This is a genomic window from Candidatus Deferrimicrobiaceae bacterium, assembly GCA_036504035.1.
Taxonomy (GTDB): domain Bacteria; phylum Desulfobacterota; class Deferrimicrobia; order Deferrimicrobiales; family Deferrimicrobiaceae; genus JANXPS01.
On the sequence record DASXVV010000002.1, the window covers coordinates 158,195 to 177,264 of the forward strand.

At 62.2% G+C, this 19,070-nt stretch carries 22 protein-coding genes; 2 read left to right on the forward strand and 20 right to left on the reverse strand.

The annotated features are described in order from the left end of the window. Position 1: 1 nt before the first annotated feature. Genes cas6e through cas3 form a run of 6 tightly spaced genes read right to left on the reverse strand, consistent with a single transcriptional unit; the run spans position 2 to position 7,228 of the window. The gene (gene cas6e, locus VGK27_00765; protein ID HEY3488633.1) at positions 2-688 is read right to left on the reverse strand and encodes a type I-E CRISPR-associated protein Cas6/Cse3/CasE; all 687 of its coding nucleotides are present in this window, start codon (positions 686-688) and stop codon (positions 2-4) included. Further along, positions 675-1,367, reverse strand: a complete 693-nt coding sequence (gene cas5e, locus VGK27_00770) for a type I-E CRISPR-associated protein Cas5/CasD (protein ID HEY3488634.1) — start codon at positions 1,365-1,367, stop codon at positions 675-677. Before cas5e ends, cas6e begins: the two co-directional genes overlap by 14 nt. Before the next feature lie 2 nt (positions 1,368-1,369). Then, positions 1,370-2,545 carry a type I-E CRISPR-associated protein Cas7/Cse4/CasC gene (gene cas7e / locus VGK27_00775; GenBank protein HEY3488635.1) on the reverse strand — a complete coding sequence of 392 codons (1,176 nt, stop codon included), beginning with the start codon at positions 2,543-2,545 and terminating at the stop codon, positions 1,370-1,372. Next, the gene (gene casB / locus VGK27_00780; GenBank protein ID HEY3488636.1) at positions 2,542-3,066 is read right to left on the reverse strand and encodes a type I-E CRISPR-associated protein Cse2/CasB; all 525 of its coding nucleotides are present in this window, start codon (positions 3,064-3,066) and stop codon (positions 2,542-2,544) included. Before casB ends, cas7e begins: the two co-directional genes overlap by 4 nt. Next, positions 3,063-4,595: a type I-E CRISPR-associated protein Cse1/CasA gene (casA, locus tag VGK27_00785; protein HEY3488637.1), complete on the reverse strand. Its 1,533-nt coding sequence runs from the start codon at positions 4,593-4,595 to the stop codon at positions 3,063-3,065. Before casA ends, casB begins: the two co-directional genes overlap by 4 nt. Continuing rightward, complete coding sequence (cas3, locus tag VGK27_00790) at positions 4,592-7,228, reverse strand: CRISPR-associated helicase Cas3' (protein ID HEY3488638.1); 2,637 nt, start codon at positions 7,226-7,228, stop codon at positions 4,592-4,594. Before cas3 ends, casA begins: the two co-directional genes overlap by 4 nt. A gap of 261 nt (positions 7,229-7,489) precedes the next feature. On the opposite strand from cas3, the gene VGK27_00795 reads away from it, so the two are divergent. Beyond that, entirely contained in the window at positions 7,490-7,741 is a 252-nt protein-coding gene (locus tag VGK27_00795) for a ribbon-helix-helix protein, CopG family (GenBank protein ID HEY3488639.1), read from the forward strand. Continuing rightward, positions 7,738-8,160 carry a putative toxin-antitoxin system toxin component, PIN family gene (locus tag VGK27_00800; GenBank protein ID HEY3488640.1) on the forward strand — a complete coding sequence of 141 codons (423 nt, stop codon included), beginning with the start codon at positions 7,738-7,740 and terminating at the stop codon, positions 8,158-8,160. The genes VGK27_00795 and VGK27_00800 overlap by 4 nt, the downstream gene beginning before the upstream one ends. 4 nt (positions 8,161-8,164) lie before the next feature. Here VGK27_00800 and VGK27_00805 read toward each other — a convergent pair whose 3' ends face one another. From VGK27_00805 to rpsB, 14 genes are all read right to left on the reverse strand, one after another. Continuing rightward, the gene (locus VGK27_00805) at positions 8,165-8,689 is read right to left on the reverse strand and encodes a hypothetical protein (protein ID HEY3488641.1); all 525 of its coding nucleotides are present in this window, start codon (positions 8,687-8,689) and stop codon (positions 8,165-8,167) included. Then, on the reverse strand, positions 8,665-9,144 hold the full coding sequence (locus VGK27_00810) for a hypothetical protein (GenBank protein ID HEY3488642.1): 480 nt from the start codon (positions 9,142-9,144) through the stop codon (positions 8,665-8,667). Before VGK27_00810 ends, VGK27_00805 begins: the two co-directional genes overlap by 25 nt. After that, on the reverse strand, positions 9,141-9,623 hold the full coding sequence (locus VGK27_00815) for a hypothetical protein (protein ID HEY3488643.1): 483 nt from the start codon (positions 9,621-9,623) through the stop codon (positions 9,141-9,143). Before VGK27_00815 ends, VGK27_00810 begins: the two co-directional genes overlap by 4 nt. Next, on the reverse strand, positions 9,620-10,300 hold the full coding sequence (locus tag VGK27_00820; GenBank protein ID HEY3488644.1) for a hypothetical protein: 681 nt from the start codon (positions 10,298-10,300) through the stop codon (positions 9,620-9,622). Before VGK27_00820 ends, VGK27_00815 begins: the two co-directional genes overlap by 4 nt. A 94-nt stretch (positions 10,301-10,394) precedes the next feature. Then, complete coding sequence (tsaB, locus tag VGK27_00825; GenBank protein HEY3488645.1) at positions 10,395-11,135, reverse strand: tRNA (adenosine(37)-N6)-threonylcarbamoyltransferase complex dimerization subunit type 1 TsaB; 741 nt, start codon at positions 11,133-11,135, stop codon at positions 10,395-10,397. After that, entirely contained in the window at positions 11,125-12,528 is a 1,404-nt protein-coding gene (gene rseP / locus VGK27_00830) for an RIP metalloprotease RseP (protein HEY3488646.1), read from the reverse strand. Before rseP ends, tsaB begins: the two co-directional genes overlap by 11 nt. After that, positions 12,521-13,711: a 1-deoxy-D-xylulose-5-phosphate reductoisomerase gene (locus VGK27_00835; protein HEY3488647.1), complete on the reverse strand. Its 1,191-nt coding sequence runs from the start codon at positions 13,709-13,711 to the stop codon at positions 12,521-12,523. Before VGK27_00835 ends, rseP begins: the two co-directional genes overlap by 8 nt. Continuing rightward, positions 13,708-14,517, reverse strand: a complete 810-nt coding sequence (locus tag VGK27_00840; protein ID HEY3488648.1) for a phosphatidate cytidylyltransferase — start codon at positions 14,515-14,517, stop codon at positions 13,708-13,710. Before VGK27_00840 ends, VGK27_00835 begins: the two co-directional genes overlap by 4 nt. Before the next feature lie 2 nt (positions 14,518-14,519). Beyond that, a complete protein-coding gene (locus tag VGK27_00845; protein HEY3488649.1) occupies positions 14,520-15,302 on the reverse strand; it encodes an isoprenyl transferase in 783 nt (260 codons plus the stop codon). Further along, positions 15,268-15,435, reverse strand: coding sequence for a 4Fe-4S binding protein (locus tag VGK27_00850; GenBank protein HEY3488650.1), 168 nt, complete (start codon positions 15,433-15,435; stop codon positions 15,268-15,270). The genes VGK27_00845 and VGK27_00850 overlap by 35 nt, the downstream gene beginning before the upstream one ends. 51 nt (positions 15,436-15,486) lie before the next feature. Next, entirely contained in the window at positions 15,487-16,041 is a 555-nt protein-coding gene (frr, locus tag VGK27_00855; protein ID HEY3488651.1) for a ribosome recycling factor, read from the reverse strand. Between the two features lies 1 nt (position 16,042). Beyond that, positions 16,043-16,774 (reverse strand): UMP kinase, encoded by a 732-nt coding sequence (pyrH, locus tag VGK27_00860; GenBank protein ID HEY3488652.1) that lies wholly within the window; start codon positions 16,772-16,774, stop codon positions 16,043-16,045. A gap of 26 nt (positions 16,775-16,800) precedes the next feature. After that, the gene (gene tsf, locus VGK27_00865; GenBank protein ID HEY3488653.1) at positions 16,801-17,712 is read right to left on the reverse strand and encodes a translation elongation factor Ts; all 912 of its coding nucleotides are present in this window, start codon (positions 17,710-17,712) and stop codon (positions 16,801-16,803) included. Positions 17,713-17,754: 42 nt separating this feature from the next. Further along, positions 17,755-18,591 carry a 30S ribosomal protein S2 gene (gene rpsB, locus VGK27_00870; GenBank protein ID HEY3488654.1) on the reverse strand — a complete coding sequence of 279 codons (837 nt, stop codon included), beginning with the start codon at positions 18,589-18,591 and terminating at the stop codon, positions 17,755-17,757. Between the last annotated feature and the right edge of the window lie 479 nt (positions 18,592-19,070).

Below are 19,070 nucleotides of genomic sequence, written 5' to 3' on the forward strand. Positions count from 1 at the left end.
GCTATCCCGCTGAAGCCACGGACAAGAGACCGAGCCCCATGGCTTTTCCGTGACCAATTCCGCCCAGCACCGCAGATCGAAACTTTTCCGGATCGGAAACGATCAGCGTCCCGTCATAGAGAACTGAAAACACGCATATTTCATGATCGTTCCCTCTCTTCTTGCTCCTGAGTATCTGTTCCTGGGATATGGCCACACCAAGGCGGAGTACCTGCCCTTCCTCCTCATCATCAACCCTTTTGAGCGAAGGGAGATCGAATCCGTGGTAATCCTTACCCTTCCGGAACAGCCACTTTTCCTGTTCTGGAGTTTTCATCAGTCCAAGCCGTTTCCCGCCGCGGCATACGCTCGGATTCGCGCGAAGACGGAAACGGAATTTTTGACCTGATCGAATTGCCCCCAATCCAAGTCGCTCGTCGATGTCGATCGCCGGATCCGGCTCGCGCTTCAACCATCCCTTGATCCCGATCCGCGACCAATCCGGAAGAGACCTGCTTTGGATCAGAATTCTGGGTGATCCGACCGTCATATTTTCCGGTTCCATCCGCCAAAGGAATTCCCCTTGCGGACATTTCGTGTCCCGACTTGAAAATGCCCGGCACAAAGTCGAATGAAGTTCGTAGGGTTCGGCAAGATCCCGGCGCGCCTCCCGGCAACGTGCATCGAGGAATATCCTATGGAGATACATCACGGCCCTCCGCTGGAAAGGGAATCCACTCGGACTGGACATACCGTCCGCCAAACTTTCGTTCGGCAAAACTGCTCAGAGGTTGGTCCATCCGAAATGAACCTGATCCATCAAAAGACTCGCTCGACAGCAAAAGCCGATCAGGTACATTTTCCCGTGACCGCTTTGTGACGATCCAAGGCCAGAGGGAAAGGGCTTCCTTTAGCGAAACATCCTGTATTCCGTCATCAAGCCAAATCGGCTCGGATGGCACATATGACTTCCTCCCCAAGGATAATGGCCATACAGGGTTCTGGAGGCTTGCCTGGATCTTATCTAGCAATTCCCGGTTGCCTTCCATCCCAACGAGAAAAGCCGAGTCGGCGAGGTAATGACGAGTCGAGACGACGCCGTCCTTCGATCGGGTGCCATCAGCCTTGATGACCGTGTCGTCCTTGTTGCATCCAGCTGTCTGGTACTCACGCCTTGGGATCCCTGCACGATCGTGCCGCACGCCCATCGGCATTCGGACCATGGGCTCGAGGTCATCCCAGTTTCCGCGATCAATACCCCTCGCTGCGGCAAGCAGACCGATCACACCAGACTTGCTTGGTTCCTTCCCGGTATCGCGTTCGTTGAATCGACTGGTCGTTCCCCAAGACTGAAGGGGGCCGATCAGCCGAAGGAGTATCGTTGGCATGGCTAGCCCCTCACGGCCTCTATCGTCCGCTCGATGAGATTTCCTAGCGAAACAGTCTCGGTCCCGAATTCCTTGATTTCAGCGCCCACCGGGTTGAGAACAAAAGTTTGCTCCTCGCCACCATAGACGCCCTTTAGAGAATTCCCTTTCTGGACCAGCCGATCTGCAGACACACGAGTCAACGATTCGTCTTTCCTTGCCCGGATAGCGTTTTCGAAGGCATTGGCGAGGTTGCGCGGAGCACCATTTTTCCGGATAGTGACTGCGACGAACTCCGGAGGGTTGTGTGCGGCAAACGTATTTTGCTTGCCGGTCGGCTCCGAGATGACGAACCCTTCGACAAATGCCCGAAGACCTTTCTCCGCCAAGCCATCCACTTCCTTGTCTCCGAGATTCGATTGGAGCTTGTCGAAATCCACGACGGCATACCGATAGAAACATGCCGAATTGAACTCGATTGTTCCCATCATGTCGGCTCCCGCCGTGTCTTCCGGCTTGCGCTCGTCCACTGCCGTATAAAAATCGAATTCCCGCTCGACGGCATGCGTGGAGATGGCATGAGCAACCTGGCAGGAGGCATCCTGATTTTTTTGGGGCATATTTGCAAGCATGCGACCGAACAATGCCAAGTCAATTGCCTTTCCACCGTCGAACACCTTGAGGATCTCTTCCTTGAGTTTCGGATTCTCCCCCTTTTCCTTTTTCCCCTTTCCCTTCTTCTTGCCTTCCGGCACCTCGAATTCGGCCCCATTATCGGCATCAAGCTCATCCCATTTGGCCTCGATGATTTCGGCCAGCTGCCCGATCTCCTTTTTACCAAGGAACAAGAGAACTTCGTTTTTGCCATCTTCAGAAACCGGAAGCCCAACAACTTCCAATGCAAGACGAATCTTGTTTTCCGTGATTTCCTTGTCGGTGTGCCCCTTTCGATCTAGTTCTTCCAGCAAGGCGTCCATGACCCGCTTCGTCCGTTCAGCCATATCGGCCTTGGCAATCAGTCTCCCTTCGCTTACAAGCCCATAGAAATGTTGACGCACGGCCCGTTTCAGGCATTGGCTCGATATCCGCGCACGACGGCTGCCACCGAATATCGCGTCCTTCGGCGCGCCCGTATCATCCCTGTTCAAGTTTGAGGGAGCGTAGTTCTGCAGGATATGAATCTCGACCAGTTTCTTCATCGTGTTGCCTCCGCGTCGGGAATGGATTCGTTATCGTCTGCGACATCATTCGCCTGGATTCGGTAGAAAGATCGTGCCCACTCGTTCTGTGTTCGTCTCTTGTCGTCGTTCCACCACAAAAGCCCCTTCAACAAGTTATCGAAATCGATGTTTCGGTCTTTCAGCAGGGAAACCATCTGCCGCAGGCGGTACGGCAGCTGGTCGCGGTCCGAATCGAGCAGGGCGATGAATCGGTTCTCGGTGCTGCTTGAGTTGGCGTCCTTCATGTGGGACGAGCAAGCCCTGGCGAGCGGGACGCATTCTCCAGATCTGCCGCTGCGCCAGTGGGCAGCCCAGAGGCCCGCAACCAAATAGTGGGCCTCGCGTCGCCATCCATCGTCCAATCCGACCAAAAACGGTTCGACATAGGGATACGCTGATGGAAATGCGCCGGGCGGAAATGAAAGGCTTCGTCTCAATACAGCCCGCACCTTGGTATCTCTTTCGCCTTGCTTCTCCAGCCATTCGATGAATCGGCTCATGACTCCTCCTTCCGCAGGTACTCCTCAAGCTCCAAAATCCGACGTTTCAGCTTTATTCCTTCTTCAAAAATCTTCCTTTCGGATTTGACGAGCGCACGGATCGACCATGCGTCGCCTCCGTCAATCGACGACTTGTGACACTCCCATGCATCAATGAGAGCCTTGTGAACAGAACTGATCCAGGTCATTTCCACCCGGAAAGGATCCGCCTCACAGGTAAACGATTGGAGGGTTTCCTGAAATCGTCCCTCCAGCATCGACCAATAACGTGGAAGACAAGGCATTTGGGAAATAAAAGCAGAGACGTCCTTCTGATCAGGCCGCCCATTTCCCCTGCTGATCAGGTCTCCCGCATATGCACGACATGTGGCAAGAAGGACATTTTGGGTTTGCTCGGCGGCGTCAAGGAAGGAACGTATGTCGGCCCTCACGTCCGGGTGACTTGCAAGGGCAGTTGGCAATGCAAACCGCTCCATCCTCCAGAAATCAATTTTAGCTTTGGTGTTCGAAAGGCCAAGCACTATGATCCCGGTCGGGAGTCTAGCGACATTGTGTCCTGACAACCGGATGGCATGCTGGATTACAGCTGGGGTCCCACGTTCTTCATCGCCACCAGGCAGGAGAGAATCGAAGTTTCTCCATACCCCCCGGCCATGGAATTGAACAGGAAGCAGACCAAACTTATCGTGGGTCTTGTAGGCGAGCATCGGGTCCCGATGACTTCCCACATCGCAATTCACTCCCGACGCAAACCCCAGTCTTGAAACCCCGGGCATGCCGTCATCCTTGAATCTTATTGCCCGCGATAGCCATGAATAACGGTCGGCAAATCCAGTGATTCCCCGAGGAGCCATTTTTCGTAAACTTGCAACCGTTTCAAGTTTTCTTTCCCATATCGGGAGATCGCCTTCTACCACGTCTTTCGTCTCCGGAACCAGCATGGAGGCGAGGGTCTCCCTCATGGATTTCCCGATCGGAATAACCATCATCGCGCCGGTCGATGGCGCGTCTTTCGTATGAGCAATCTCACTTTTTCCTGAACTGACTGAAAATGTCAGACTTGCCAACAACCACCTTGCCGCAGAAGAATCATCGATACGGCTATCCCCCAAAGTCGAAACATGATCGAACACGATTTTTGCGTTATCCGCGTTGTGTTCAATCGCGATTGCGGACCACATTCGCCAGTTGGTCGGCTCAAACGAAGGAACCTGCCCGAACGGATGCTCCTCGTGAAATAGCCAGAATCGGTCGCTCCACTTTTCCAGATAGGCGGTGATCTTTTCGGCAGGGAACCCGTTATTGAACAAATCCTTCGCTTCGTCGATGTCGGTCGGTCCTTCCAGCGCCCGATAGAGAACCGCGAGCAGAAACCGATACAGCGATGCAACGACGAGAGGCGATCCGTCTTCGATGCCTGCAATTTCATCGGCATGCAGGAGAACGTCCCGAATGCCCAACTCCTCCCTTCTTCCATCGCGGAAGCAAACCGGAATCCATTTTTCATCGATCAGGTTGAATCGGCTCAAGACTCCTCCTTCTTCGTCCCGTATACCAAACCCAATTCTTGGTCGAGGCGGACGTTTTGATCGGATTGCCATTGCCCGATATCGTCGAGAAGCATCGGATAGGCGTTTCGAAGCAATGACGATTTGTTCCAGCCTGCCGGAACCCCTTGATCCTTTAAATTACGAACGATTCCTTTCCTGGAGATGGACACGCCCCGCATGAACCAACGTTTCGCGGTCTCGAAGTCAGGCGTTGAATTTGGATCGAATCCTTCGGGGGGGAAGAGCGGAACAGCCAGGATGGAGGGCTCCCCCAAACGGGTTTGTGCGACAAGGGCTGGGTGGATTCCGGGGTCGTCCTCATCGGCTCGTACCCATCTCCCCGGATCATCCCAGGAAGCGTCATCTGGTCGTCCGATGATCGCTTGATGCGCCTGCTGGCACTGGGCGAACACAATTCCTTCCGCCAGTCGCGCCTTGTCCATTCGTTCCCGCATGGATTCGGGAACGATGATTTCTTCCTCGTAGATGGCGCGAACCATCGGTTCAATCGCGTCAGGCAGGATGATCTCCGTGGTCAAGTGAAGCGCAATCCATGTCGACAGGAGGAGGTCTTCCCGATAGACGCTTCCCCACCATAGCGGGCCTCCAAAACATGGCGGTTCTTCCCCGGCCAATCCCGAGACAACGAGAGCCGGCCTGTTGACCGGACGCCCATCCCTTTGATGACGCCACAATCGTCCCGCGCGTTGGAGCAACAGATCGATGGGAGCCAGATCACTCACGATGACGTCGAAATCCAGATCAAGACTTTGCTCGACTACCTGAGTTGCCACTAGAATTTTCCGGCCGCTACGATCCCCACCATTGCCGAAAGTCCGTACGACGGCCTCTTCCCGATTCTGGCGCTCGTCACCCGGATATCGCGCGTGGAACAGGAATACCGCAGTTCCGTCTTCAAGATACTTTCCGACCTGTTTCCCCGATGCGACAACGATCGGCTCGCCTTCGGGGAAAGACCGGTACAGATCTTGAGATCGCTGGACGGTATTCATCAAGGCGAGCCCATATCCCCCAAATACCAGTCTTTCTTCGAGCGATGCCTTGACGGACAGAAGATCAGGACCGACTCGGGCAACTTCGATTCGGGTGCGTCTGGCTGGGTCCGATTGCAGGGGTATCTGATGAGTTTCACCTTTTCGGAAAACGGAGAGTCGTGGATAGGGGACATCGTCAAACGACATCCCTTTCCCCTCCACAGTCTCGGCAAACTTCTTTCGGATAGAAGACGGAAGCGTCGCAGAAAGCAGAATGACGGAAGAACCAAGCGCCAGTAGCCATCGGACCAAATGAATCAGAAGGGTTCCGGTGTAGGCATCGTACGCATGGATCTCGTCGATGACGACAACCCTGTTTGCGAGGCCCCAAAGGCGGACAAACTGGTGACGGACCGGAAGAATCGTCAGCAACGCTTGATCCACGGTTCCAACACCGTATTCCGACAAGAGCGCCCGCTTCTTTCGCGTGAACCACTCCCCTGCACGAACACCTCCGCCCAACTCCGGATCGTCGATGGCGGCTTCTTTCAGCCCCTGGAATTCCTCATTCAATAAGGTTCCACCATGCAGAAGTTGGAGGTCGAGCCGACGGTCCGAACCAAACGATTTGAGGAAAAGGTGTGTTCTGTGAAACATGGCATTCCCGGTCGCCTTGGTGGGTAGGGCGACATAAAGGCCGCGATGACCAAAGCGTCTCTGCAACTCAATGTATGCATGGAATGCCGCTTCGGTCTTCCCTTCTCCCATCGGGGCTTCGAGAAGAAACAGTGCGGGGCCGGAGACGGCACCCACCGCTTCCACTATGGCCTGTTGCAAAGGCCTTGGAGATAACTCGAAAATCGACTCGAATGATCTTGCTTTGGTGATCAAGGGCGTGCGGGCTGCCCACCCGATGGCATCGAGGGCTTTTCGTGCAGAGTTGCCGCTAGCCGCTAACCAGCGGAGAGGGTCTTCGCAATCTTTCGGGGTGCCATATGAGAACCAGATTTCGTTTGATCCGATCCAGTCGGCAAAACTTGTAAGCCCCGCAAGTAACATGAAATCGGGACCTGACATTTTTTGCTTGATGGGTGGAACGATTGCTCCAAAAAGATCCATCAGTAAATCGAAAATCTCCTGCCTGGCTGCAGACCAATCCCGATCGCCAATTACTCTTGATCCTATCCGCTCAAGCGCGGATGAAGAGGGCCGTATGCCATGATGGGACGTCACTGCATCAGCAATCAGATGCGACATTTCCTCCGGCCAACCACGCTTTGCAAGAAGGTCTGACAGGACAACCTGACCAACGGCTCCATGGTGGACAAATCCCCCCAACGGGGGTGGAAGTCTCCTGAACCCAGCGGAAGAAAGGAACGGCTCTGCACTCTCTCTCTTGAACTGAAATCCAGGAAATGCCTTGCCTATATCGTGATTGGCGATCAAGGTAAGGATCCACGGACGGGCCTGCTCCCAAGACAAACCCAACACGCCTCCCATCCTCTCCCGGGTCGCCGCCGGCTCCCGATCAAGAATTGCATCTGCACAGGCGGCAACCTCGATCAGATGCAGCAGAAGAGGATGGAAGCCATCATCCCTACTTTTCGCCCAAAGCATTGCGAATCCTTTTCTCATATTCCCTTTCATTAACCGATCGTACTCGCCAGCTCGCCGATCAGCATACGCTTTCCTGCCGATCTTTGAACCGGGCGTTCCGGGTCGCATGGGTCGGTCGGCGCGGGGCTCGGTTCATGGGAGGAGTCTCAACCAAAGCTGTCGCAAATGCGGCGACACTCCGTCGAGAAGGCCGGGAATTGTTATTCGACAGGGGTGGACATACAATATAACTTGTATATACAAACCGATGACGAGGTGCCCATGTCTTCCCAGTTGATCGTGCGGATCGATCCGGAACTGAAGGAAAAAGTCAGCCGGCTGGCTTACCGCGAGGGGAAGACGACGAGCCTCCTGGTGCGCGAGCTGCTTGCGGAATACGTGAAGAACCGGGACATCTCGGGATATATCGACGACCTCTGGAACCGGACGGGCGGGAAACTGGCCGACGCGGGCACGACGGAGAAAGACGTGGCGGAGGCGATCCGGAGCGTCCGGGGCCGGGGCGGCCGTTGAAGGTCGTCCTCGACACGAACGTCTTCGTCTCCTCGTTCTACGGCGGCAATCCCAGGAAAGTGATCGACCTGTGGCGGCAAGGCGCCGTGACGCTCTGCCTCTCCGGACCCATCGTCGAGGAATACCTGGAAGTGCTGCGACGGATGGGGCTCGGAAATTCGGGGGAACTTGAGGAACTGGCCCGGCTCTTTGCGGAAGGGTTCAACCTTTTGTTTTTCGCGCAGCCGCCCCGGATACAGGTCGTGCCGGACGATCCGGACGACGACCGGTTCTTCGAATGCGCGGTGGCGCTTTCCGCGGATTTCATCGTCAGCGGGGACAAGCACCTGCTTCGGGTCGGGAACTTTCGGGGGATTCCGGTCTACGGCGTGAAGGAATTTCTGGACCGCTTCCCCGCATCACCGGACAGGCGGACGTAGGCCGTCAGCGGGGGCGGCCGAAGACGGTCGGGCCACCCGCCTTCCGCCAGGCGTAGTCCTCGATAATGCGCGTGCGCTCGTCGACCAGGACCCAGAGCCGGTCGGTGTCGGTCCGGTGGTCGATGTCGATCCAGAAGATGAGGACGATGCAGGCCAGGTCCTCCTTCGACCGGCGGAACAGGTAGATCCGGCGGTGGTCGCCGCCGCCCGGCGTCTTCGGGAAGAGTTCGAAAGCGCTGTCGGTGTCGAAGTCGACCGGTCGCTCCCACGGGGGGGCGGAGAGAGCGCGGCCTTGCTCCGGGAGGATGGAGGCCGTCTCCCCCGGGGCCAGGACCGCCGCCGGGAGGCCGAACCGGTCGAAGATCTCCCCCTTCGTCGTGACGCCTGGGCGGAGCGCCGCGACCGACGCCGCAGGAATCAGCGTTCCGCCTTTCGAGGCGCCTCGCGGGATGTAGCACCCGCTTAGAAGAAGGGCGAGCGCCGCGACAGCGATGGCCCCCCGCGCTAGTGCAGCAATTCGTCCGGCCACGGAACCTCCGACATCGGGATCTTCCGATCCGCCGATCCGACCTCGCGTCGGGTCACTGAGCCGGTCTTTTCGTCGAGGAGAACCCAGAGCGTCCGGGTCGTCAGGACCGGCTCCGTCGGATACGGGATGCAACCGTACTGCCCGCAGAGGAGGAAGATCGTGAAGCGGCTCTCCGCCGCGTCGTACCGGTAGGCGACCGTGCCCGGTCCGACCCCGCCCGGCGGAAGAGGCTGTGAGGCCCCGTCCCGGACGACCCCGTCCGGAGGGCCGAGCCGGTCGAGAAGCTCCCGGCGCGTGGTCTGCCCGGGCAGGATTCCCGCGATCTGGGCGTCGGTGAAGTGCGCGACGGGAACGCGACGGTCGCGGACGACCGCGCACCCCGCCCCGGGCGACGCGGCCGCAAGACAGCCGAAAAGCGCGCAAAGCCGCAGCGCCGTCCCGGCCCGCCGATTCACGGGGCCCTCCGGAAGACGACGTCCTCGACGCGACCCGTCCCCTCGTCGACGAGAAGGAAGAGCCGGTCGACGACCGCTTCCCGCGTCACGCCGCCGCCCCCGATGAGCGGAAAGACGAGGAACTGGTTCGCCGCCTCGACGGGAGCGTCGTAGTAGAAGACGACCTCGGACGGACGGAGGGGCTGCCTCGCCGCGAAGAGGGCGAGGAACGCCTCGGAGGGGACCGACTCCCCGCCCGCACGCCACCCTCCCGGCGGCGGGAACGTCATTTGCGTCCCCGGCCGCGCGACGGCGCGCGGCGGCCCGAACGCCGCCAGGATCTCCAAGCGCGTCGTGACGCCGGGACGAATGGCGGCCACCCGCTCGGGGAGGAGCGGCTCGTCGAAGACCGTCCGCTCCCGCATCGCGAAGCACCCGCCGAGAAGAAGGAACAGGAGCGCCGGGAGCGCGAAGGCCCGCCCGAGCGTCGCCGGCGTCATCGGACGGTATCCCCGGCGTCCGCCGGCGGCGAAGCCGGCGCTGTACGCGGGGGCGGCAGCGGTTTTGCCGCCCCCGCGTACAGCGCCGGAAGCAGGTCGGCAAACGCATGGTCGACGGCGGCGGCCAGACGGGTCTCGAACGGCCCCGGATCGGACGGAACCGTCGGCCAGCGCGTCTCGGAGACGACACGGCCGGTCGCCATATCGAGGAGCGACGCCGAGACCGCCGGCTGTTCGAACGCCGCCGATCGAGGGCCGGGAATCGAAACGGCGCCGAAGAGGACCCCGTCGACCCCGAGTGCGATTCCGACCCGGTGCGCCTCGTTGTCGGAGAAGCCGCCTTCCGGCCGGGGCGACGTCCCCTTCGCTCGAAGCGCCCACTCGGCGGGTGCCGGGTCGACGACGTCGACGATCCCGAGCGGCCGGAGCCGGTGCGCGAACCACTCCGCCGCCGGACGCCGCAGCGACGGATCCCCCCCGAACGGAAGGACGGCAACCGTTCGCCATGGCCGTTTCCCCGGTCCTGCGTTCGAGAAGGTATTGTCGAATTTCAGGAAATGGGCGGGGGATGGGACGCACGCGGCGAGGAAGAACGCCAGCGCCAAGACCGCCGCGGTCGGCAAGGCCGCAGACCCGCGGAAGCTTCGTTCGGTGAGCGACGGGGAACGCGTCTGCATCGGTTCCTCCAGGTCAAGGCATGTTCCCTGGGAATATCGTGTGCCATCCGGGCCCGGAGGTAAACCGGTTTCTGTGCCGGTGAGGGATTCGGGGCTACGGGGTTCGGGGATGGTCCAGCGACCGGTTCACCTCGGCTTCGGAGAGGCGGACGTAGGCCGGCACCAAGACGGCCGGGTCGGGGAGCGGCGTCCCGGCGGCCAGCATCTCGAGGGCGAGGCCGCCGACGGCGGCGGCCGACGGGTAAGGGGCATCGCCGGCAGGAAACCGGGCGCGGGCGCCGAAGGTTCCGGCCAGCAGGTCGCGGTATGGGGGGACGGCGTCGCCGCAGAAAAGAAGGGGGCCGTCGGGCAGCGCCCCGGCGAGGGCATCGGTCGGGACCGCCCGGTCGGGAGACAGGCGGTGAAGCGCCCCACCCTCGTACCGGAAGGTCGCCGCGTAAAGCTCGCCCCGGCGGGCGTCCTGGACCGGGCAGAGCGTGACCCCCTCGCGCCGGAAGCGCCACGCCAGCGCCTGCAGCGTGGGAACGGGAACCAGCGGCACGCCCCAGCCGAAGCAGAATCCTTTCGCGGCCGCCATGCCGACCCGGAGGCCGGTGAACGACCCGGGCCCGGCGGACACGGCGACGTGCGTCACCGGCCGGGCTTCCGCCCCCGGCAGCGTGAGCAGCGCGTCGATCGCCTGGAGGAACGACCGGTCCATCCGGTTGCCGCCCTCGAGGCGATGCTCGCCGATCACCCCCCCGTCGGACACAAGCGCGACGCTGCCGTGCGGGGTGGCGGATTCGATCGCAAGGACGACGCGCGGCGACTGCGGGGACGACCCATCAGCCGGCATGGAACATCCGCATGAGGAATCGGCCGACGGCGTTGAAGACGTCGAGGCGCGCCAGGTCGTTGTAGAACACGAGCACCATCAGCATGAGCAGCAGCGTCAGCCCGACCTGCTGAGCGATGCCGCGCGTCTTCTCGGACAAGGGTTTTCGGCGGATGCCCTCGATGGAGAAGAACAGCAGGTGCCCGCCGTCGAGCACCGGCACCGGCAGCAGGTTGAGGATGCCCAGGTTGACGCTCAAAAGCCCGAGGAAGTTGGCGAACTGGCCGAGTCCCAGCCGCGCCTGGTCGCCCGCCATCTGGGCGATGAGAATCGGGCCGCCGAGCGTCCTGGCGGGAACCGTGCGCGCGATCAGCTTGACGACCACCATCACCGTGAGGACGATCAGCTCCCATACGCGGCGGAAGGCGAGCGCCACCGCCGATAGCGGGCCGGCTTTCCGGAGGATGGTCTCGGGACTGGCTGAGATCCCTACCCGCGGGTCCATCGTCTTCTTTCCCGAGGCATCGACCCCGGGCTCGAGCCGCGGAGTCACGTTGAATGTCATCTCGGTCTTGCCGCGCCGGACCTCGAACCGCATCGGGCGATCGGGGCTACCGGTGTGGACCATCCCGGACAGGACAGACCAGCTCGCGATCGAGACATTGTCGATCCGGAGCACCAGGTCGTCGTTCTGAAGACCGGCCGCCGCCGCCGGAGAGCCCGGAAGCACGGACCCGATGCGCGGCAGGGAGACGGGCGCCACGCCGATGCCCACCCCCTTGACCTTCTCTCCGAAGGGATTCCGGCCATCCTCGGGAACCGTGACGACGGAAAAGGAGAGCAGCGTTCCGTCGCGCCGCACCGACAGCGCGAGCGGCTTGCCCGGCCCCTTCTTGCTCACGGCGCTGTCGACGCCATCGAAGTCGGAAACCGGCGCGTTGTCGACCGCGACGATCAGATCGCCCGACCGGAGCCCGGCCTTCTCGGCCGGCCCGCCCGGATCGACGGAGATGCGGGAGGTCAGGACCGGCGCGCCGAGGACGAAGAACAGCCAGAAAGCGACGATCGCAAACAGGAGGTTGCCCGCAGGCCCCGCCGCGACGACCGCCATCCGGACCCACACCGGCTTGTGGTGGAAGGAACGCGCGCGATCCTCGGCCGGCACGTCGTCGCCGTCGCCCTCGCCGATCATCTTGACGTAGCCGCCGAACGGGATCGCCGAAACCAGGTACTCGGTTTCGCCCCGCGTGAACCCGAACAGCTTCGGGCCGAACCCGAACGAGAACTTGGTCACCCCGATGCCGAGCTTGCGCGCGACGATGAAATGGCCAAACTCGTGGACGAAGATGAGGATGCCCAGGGCGACCAGGAAGGAAAGCGCATAGGTGAGGCCGGGCGGGATCAGGTTAGTCAAGTTGGGTTCTTCCTCTCCGGGTGCGGGACAGGATGCGTCCCGTTTCTTCACGTGCCGCTGCGTCGGCTTCGAGCACGTCTTCGAGCGTCCCGTCGGCCGTTCCGCAACGGGTGGCCTCGATCGCGCGCCGCACGATCCGGACGATGTCGGTGAACCGGATCGCGCCCTCGAGGAACGCGTGGACCGCCACCTCGTTGGCCGCGTTGAGCACCGCCGGCGACGTCCCGCCCGCCTCGGCCGCCGCGTAGGCCATGGATAGCGCGGGGAAGCGGCGCAGGTCGGGCTTGCCGAAGCTCCAGCCGCCGTTGAGATGCGACGCGATTCCCGGCAGTTCCAGCGGAAGCCGGCCGGGCCAGGACAGGGCGTAGCCGATCGGGATGCGCATGTCGGGGGGGCCGAGCTGGGCGATCAGGGAGCCGTCGCGATATTCGACCATCGAGTGGACCACCGACTGTGGGTGGACGACGACGTCGATTTTGGAGGGCGGCAGGCCGAACAGCCAGGTCGCCTCGATCATCTCGAAGCCCTTGTTCATGAGCGTCGCGGAGTCGATCGTGATCTTGGCGCCCATCCGCCAGGTGGGATGCCCCAGCGCGTCGGCCACCGTGGCCTCGCGCATGCGCGCCACGGTCCAGGTGCGGAACGGGCCGCCGGAAGCGGTGAGCAGAATGCGCGCGATGTCTTCGCGCCGGTGCCCCGCAATGGCCTGGAAGATCGCCGAATGCTCGCTGTCGACCGGAAGCAGCTCGCCGCCGGAGCGCCGGGCCGCCTCGACCAGGAACTTGCCCGCCATAACGAGCAGCTCCTTGTTGGCCAGCGCGATCCGCTTGCCCGCCCGCGCCGCGGCGATGACGGGCCGGATCGACGAGACGCCCGAGGCGGCGGCCAGCACGATGTCGGTTCCCTTCGCGGCGACCGCTTCGTGCATGCCTTCCTCGCCGAAGACGACGCGCGTGCGGGACGGGATGCCCTTGAGGCGCGAGGGGGACACCGGTTCGGACAGGCACAGAACCGACGGACGGAAGCGCTGGGCCAGCGCGACGAGCGACTTGACGTTGCGGCCGGCGCACAGCGCCGTGACGCGAAAGCGCCTGGGAAAACGACCGATGACGTCGAGCGCGTTGAGGCCGATCGAGCCGGTCGCGCCGAGGAGGGCGACGCCCTTGACGGGCGGCGCGGTCACAGCCCGCTCCCGGCCATCGGCGCCAGGAGCGCCAGCAGGTAGAGGAGCGGGGAGACGGGAATGATGCTGTCGGCGCGATCGAACATGCCGCCGTGCCCGGGAATGATCGTCCCGCTGTCCTTGACGCCCGCCGCGCGCTTGAGCAGCGACTCGAACAGGTCGCCCGCCATCCCGGCGGCGCCCGCGAGCCCCGAGACGCCGAACGCGTACCACAGTGGGAGCGCAGGCAGGAAGTGGGCCGCGTAGGCCGTGCCGAGCAGGAGGCTGGCCGACATCCCGCCGATCGCTCCCTCGACGGTTTTCTTGGGCGACAGATGGGGCGCCAGCTTGTGCTTCCCGAGGAATCGACCGGTGAAATAGGCGGCCGTGTCGTTGCCCGCGACGACGAGGATGCCGAGCAGAATCCAGTGACGGCCGCCCGGCAGCGCGATCAGCCGCGGAAAGCACGAGAGGAAGCCGCCGATGTAGACCGCGCCCAGCGCGAGCATCGACGCGCGCCGCGCCTTGTCTTCGGGGGGAGTATCGCCGGGGAACACGTGGAAGAGCGCGGCCGTCACGACCAGCAGCATCGAAGGAAGCGCCGCGGACGGCGGCAGGAGCGCGCACCCCAGGAACGCGAGCAGCGTCAGCACCACGGAGGTCGCCCGGTCGCGAAGCCCGGGGAAGAACATGCGGGCGTATTCGAACCCGCACAGGGCGGTAACGACGCCGACGAAAGCGAGGAAGAGCCACCCGCTTCCGTAAAGCGTCACGCCCAGCAGCAGCGGCACCAGCACGGCCGCCGCAAGTACGCGCGTCAACAGCACGGCTACTTCCGGGAGTCCGGCTGCCCGAGCTGCTCGGCAGTCAGGCCGAAACGGCGGCGGCGGCGGGAATATTCATCGAGCGCCAGAAGGAACTCGGCCTTGCCGAAGTCGGGCCAGAGGACGTCGGTGAACACGAATTCGGCGTAGGCGGCCTGCCACAGCAGGAAGTTGCTGATCCGGATCTCGCCGCTGGTGCGGATGAGCAGGTCGGGATCGGGAATCCCGGCCGTGTCGAGCCGGGCCGCAAACGTTTCCTCGTCGATGTCGGCGGGCGAGAGCCTGCCCGCTGCGACATCCTCGGCCAGGCGGCGGGCGGCGCGCACCAGCTCGTTGCGCCCCGCGTAGGACAGGGCGAGCGTCAGGGTCATTTCGGTATTGGAAGCGGTGGCGGACATCGTGTGGCGGAGCGCCTCGCGGACGGCCATGGGAAGCCGCTCGGCCTCGCCGATGACGTTTAGGCGGATCTTCTGGCGGGAGAGCTCGGGGAGTTCCTTGAACAGGAAATCGCGGAGCAGCCCCATGAGGGTGGTGACTTCGATCTCGGGCCTTCCCCAGTTTTCGGCGGAGAAGGCGTAGAGCGTCAGGTGGGAGATGCCCAGTTCCCGCGCGCACTCGACGATGGCGCGGACCGAGCGGATGCCCATCCGGTGCCCCTCGACACGGGGGAGCCCCCGCTGCGTCGCCCAGCGCCCGTTGCCGTCCATGATGACGGCAACGTGGCGCGGGAGCGCAGCGGAACCTTCGGACTCGTTATTCCTGGACGATTGCACCGGTCGGGCAAGCATCGATGCACGCCAGGCACTCTGTGCATGCATCGGTGATGGCGTACTTGGTTTCGCCTTCGGAGATGGCGCCGGTGGGGCAGGTGTCCTGGCAGACGCCGCAGGTGGTGCACTCATCGGTGATCTTGACGGTCATTTGGATAATCCTCCTTGCTTTTAGCGTGATGCGAAAGCCGTGCGGCCCTCGTTATACTTCCATGATCTCCTGTTCCTTTGCCTTGAGGATGTCGTCGATCTTCTTGACGAAGGCGTCGGTCTCTTTCTGGATATTTTCATGACCGCGCTTGACGTCGTCCTCGGAGATCTCTTTCTTCTTTTCCTTGTCCTTCAGCTTCTCGACCCCTTCGCGCCGGATGTTGCGGATGGCGATCCGGGCTTCCTCGGCCTCTTTCTTGAGCACCTTGACCAGCTCCTTGCGGCGCTCTTCGGTCAGTGCCGGGACCGGGACGCGGACCACCTTGCCGTCGTTGGACGGGTTGAGGCCGAGCCCCGCGGACTGGATGGCCTTCTCGATCGGGCCGATCATCTTGGTGTCCCACGGCGTGACCGTGATCAAGCGGCTTTCGGGAACCGACAGCGTGCCCACCTGCTGGATCGGCGTCAGCGTGCCGTAGTAGTCGACCTTGACCCCTTCGAGCAGCGCGAACGACGCCCGCCCGGTGCGGACCTTCCCGAGCTCTTTCTTGAACGCCTCGATGCTCCGGTTCATCCGGTCGTCGACGTCCTTGATGATCGGGTCCATCCTATTTGCCTCCGTGAACCACGGTGCCGATCTTTTCCCCGCCGACCACCCGCACGATGTTGCCCTCGACCGTGGAGTCGAAGACGACGATCGGGAGGCTGTTGTCCATGCAGAGGGAAATGGCCGTGGCATCCATGACCTTGAGATTGCGCTGGAGCGTGTCGAGGTACGTCAGCTCGGAAAACTTCTTCGCGTTCTTGTGGAGCATCGGATCCTTGTCATATACGCCGTCGACCTTGGTGGCCTTGAGGATGACGTCGGCGTTGATTTCCATCGCCCGGAGCGCCGCGGCGGTGTCGGTCGTGAAGTACGGGTTGCCGGTGCCGGCGGCGAAGATGATGACGCGCCCCTTCTCGAGGTGGCGAAGCGCCCGGCGCCGGATGTAGGGCTCGGCGATGGAGCGCATCTCGATGGCGGAGAGGACGCGGGTGACCAGGCCGTCGCGCTCGAGCCGGTCCTGCAGCGCGAGGCTGTTGATGACGGTGGCCAGCATTCCCATGTGGTCGGCCGAAGCCCGCTCGATGCCGTAGGTGCTGGAGGTGCGGATGCCGCGGAAGATGTTGCCCCCGCCGATGACGATGGCGACCTGGACCCCGGACGACGTCACCTCGCGGATCTCGCGCGACAGCCCGGCCAGGATGGCCGGATCGATGCCGTAGTCCTGGACGCCCATGAGCGCCTCGCCCGAGAGCTTGAGCAGGATGCGACGATATGCTGGCTTCTTCTTTACCACCGGACCCCCGGTTTTAAGGACAGGAATCAGCCCTGTCCCATGGTCTTGGCTACTTCGGCCGCGAAATCCTCGGCCTTCTTCTCGATCCCTTCGCCGACCTGGAAACGGGCGACGCGGGAGACCTCGAGCACGCAACCGGACTGCCCGCCGACTTCCTTGACGAGGTCGCGCACCTTCTTGTCGGGGTCCTTGATGAAGCCCTGCTCGACGAGGCAGAAATCGCCGAAGAACTTCTCGAGCTTGCCCTTGGCGATCTTGTCGAGGATGGCCGCCGGCTTGCCCTGCGCCACGGCCTGTTCGTGGTAGATGGCCATTTCGCGCGCGATCACGTCGGCGGGAACTTCCTCGCGCCGGACGGCGGTCGGGTTGGCCGCCGCCACCTGCATCGCCAGGTCGCGGCCCAGCGTCGAGACGGCTTCGGTTCCGGGGGCAGCCCCGGTCAGCTCGACCAGGACGCCGATCTTGCCGCCCATGTGGATGTAGGAGGCGATGGTGCCGCCGGCCGTCTCGAAGCGGACGAAGCGGCGAAACGAGATCTTTTCGCCGATCTTGGCGACTTTCTCGGTGAGCGCATCGGCCAGCGTGCCCGCGCCGAACGGCAGCGCCATCGCCGCATCGAGGTCGGCGGGCGCCTTGTCGCGCACCAGCTCGGCCACGGAATTGACGAAGGAAACGAAGTCTTCGGTCTTGGCGACGAAATCGGTCTCGGAGTTCACCTCGACGAGCGCGCCTTTGGAGCCGGACACGCTGGCCGCCACGAGGCCCTCGGACGCGATGCGCCCCGCCTTCTTGGCCGCCGCCGCGAGGCCCTTGGTGCGCAGGACGTCGAGCGCCTTGTCCATGTCGCCGTCGGCCTCGATGAGCGCCTTCTTGCAATCGAGCATGCCCGCGCCGGTCTTTTCGCGCAGGTCGCGTACCATTTCCGCAGTGATCTGCATCTTGTCTTATCTCCCGAATCGATATTTGTAAGGAAGGGGCGCCTACACCTGGGGCGGCACAGCCGGCGTGGCCGGAGCGGCCGGCGCGACGACTTCTTCGTCGCCCTCGGTGGAGATGAGCGCCATCGTCACTTCGAGGTCCTCGGTGCCCTTGTCGGCCTTGGAGGCGTTCTTCTCGGCGTACATCGCCTTGCCCTCGATGTAGGCGTCGGCCATCTTGGACAGGAACAGCTTGATGGCGCGGATCGCGTCGTCGTTGCCCGGAATGATGTGGTCGATCAGGTCGGGATCGCAGTTGGTGTCGACGATGGCGACGATGGGGATGTTGAGCCGACGGGCCTCGAGCACGGCGATGGTCTCGCGCGACGGATCGACGATGAACAGGGCGTCGGGCAGGCGGCGGAGCTGGGCGATGCCGCCGAGGATCTTCTCGAGCTTGGCGTGCTCCTTGTCCATCAGCAGCACTTCCTTCTTGGGAAGGCGCTCGGCCGTGCCGTCGGTGTGCATGTCGGCCAGCTTCTGGAGCCGGTCGAGGCTCTTGCGGATGGTCTGGAAGTTGGTGAGCATGCCGCCCAGCCAGCGCTGGTTGACGTAGGGAGCCCCGGCGCGGCGGGCTTCTTCCTCGACCGCTTCCTGGGCCTGCTTCTTGGTGCCGACGAAGAGCAGCGTCTTGCCTTCGGAGGCCATGGTGCGGACCGTGTCATAGGCGGCCCGGAACATCTTGACCGTCTGCTGGAGGTCGATGATGTAGATGCCGTTGCGGGCCGTGAAGATGTACTTCTTCATCTTGGGGTTCCACCGCTTGGTCTGGTGACCGAAGTGGACGCCCGCCTCGAGCAATTGCTTCATGGTGATGATGGAGCTCTGGCCGTTGGACATTGCTTTGAATCCTCCCCTGCTGGGTTTTTTCCTCCGGGCGTTCGTCCCCCCTCCCGACCTGTCGGCTGCGAAAGCCGGCAGGCACCCGGGAAAGAGTCCCGACCCGTGGGTAATGGTGAAACGTTTTCTTATACCACCGAAACGCGGTCAGGATCAAGCAAAAGGATTTCAGGGGACATTTGCCTGCATCACAATCCCGTAATCCGCACCTCTCTTTAATTTCAGAACTGTTCTCGATAAGCTGGTGTCAGCCATGCCCCCTGTTTTACCGAATCAGGAATTCAGTGCAATAACGGATGACTACAAGCAGCGGCTCGACCGGACCCATTTTTGGCATGATCGATGCGTAAGACCTCCGTATCCGAAACGTTCGTTAGATTTTGCACGACCCGGCACTCAGGCCATGCTGCGTGAACAAGGCGTTGGGAACCTTCGCGCCCGCCGGGAACCGATACCTTTCCATAGGGGGCAGGAGAACC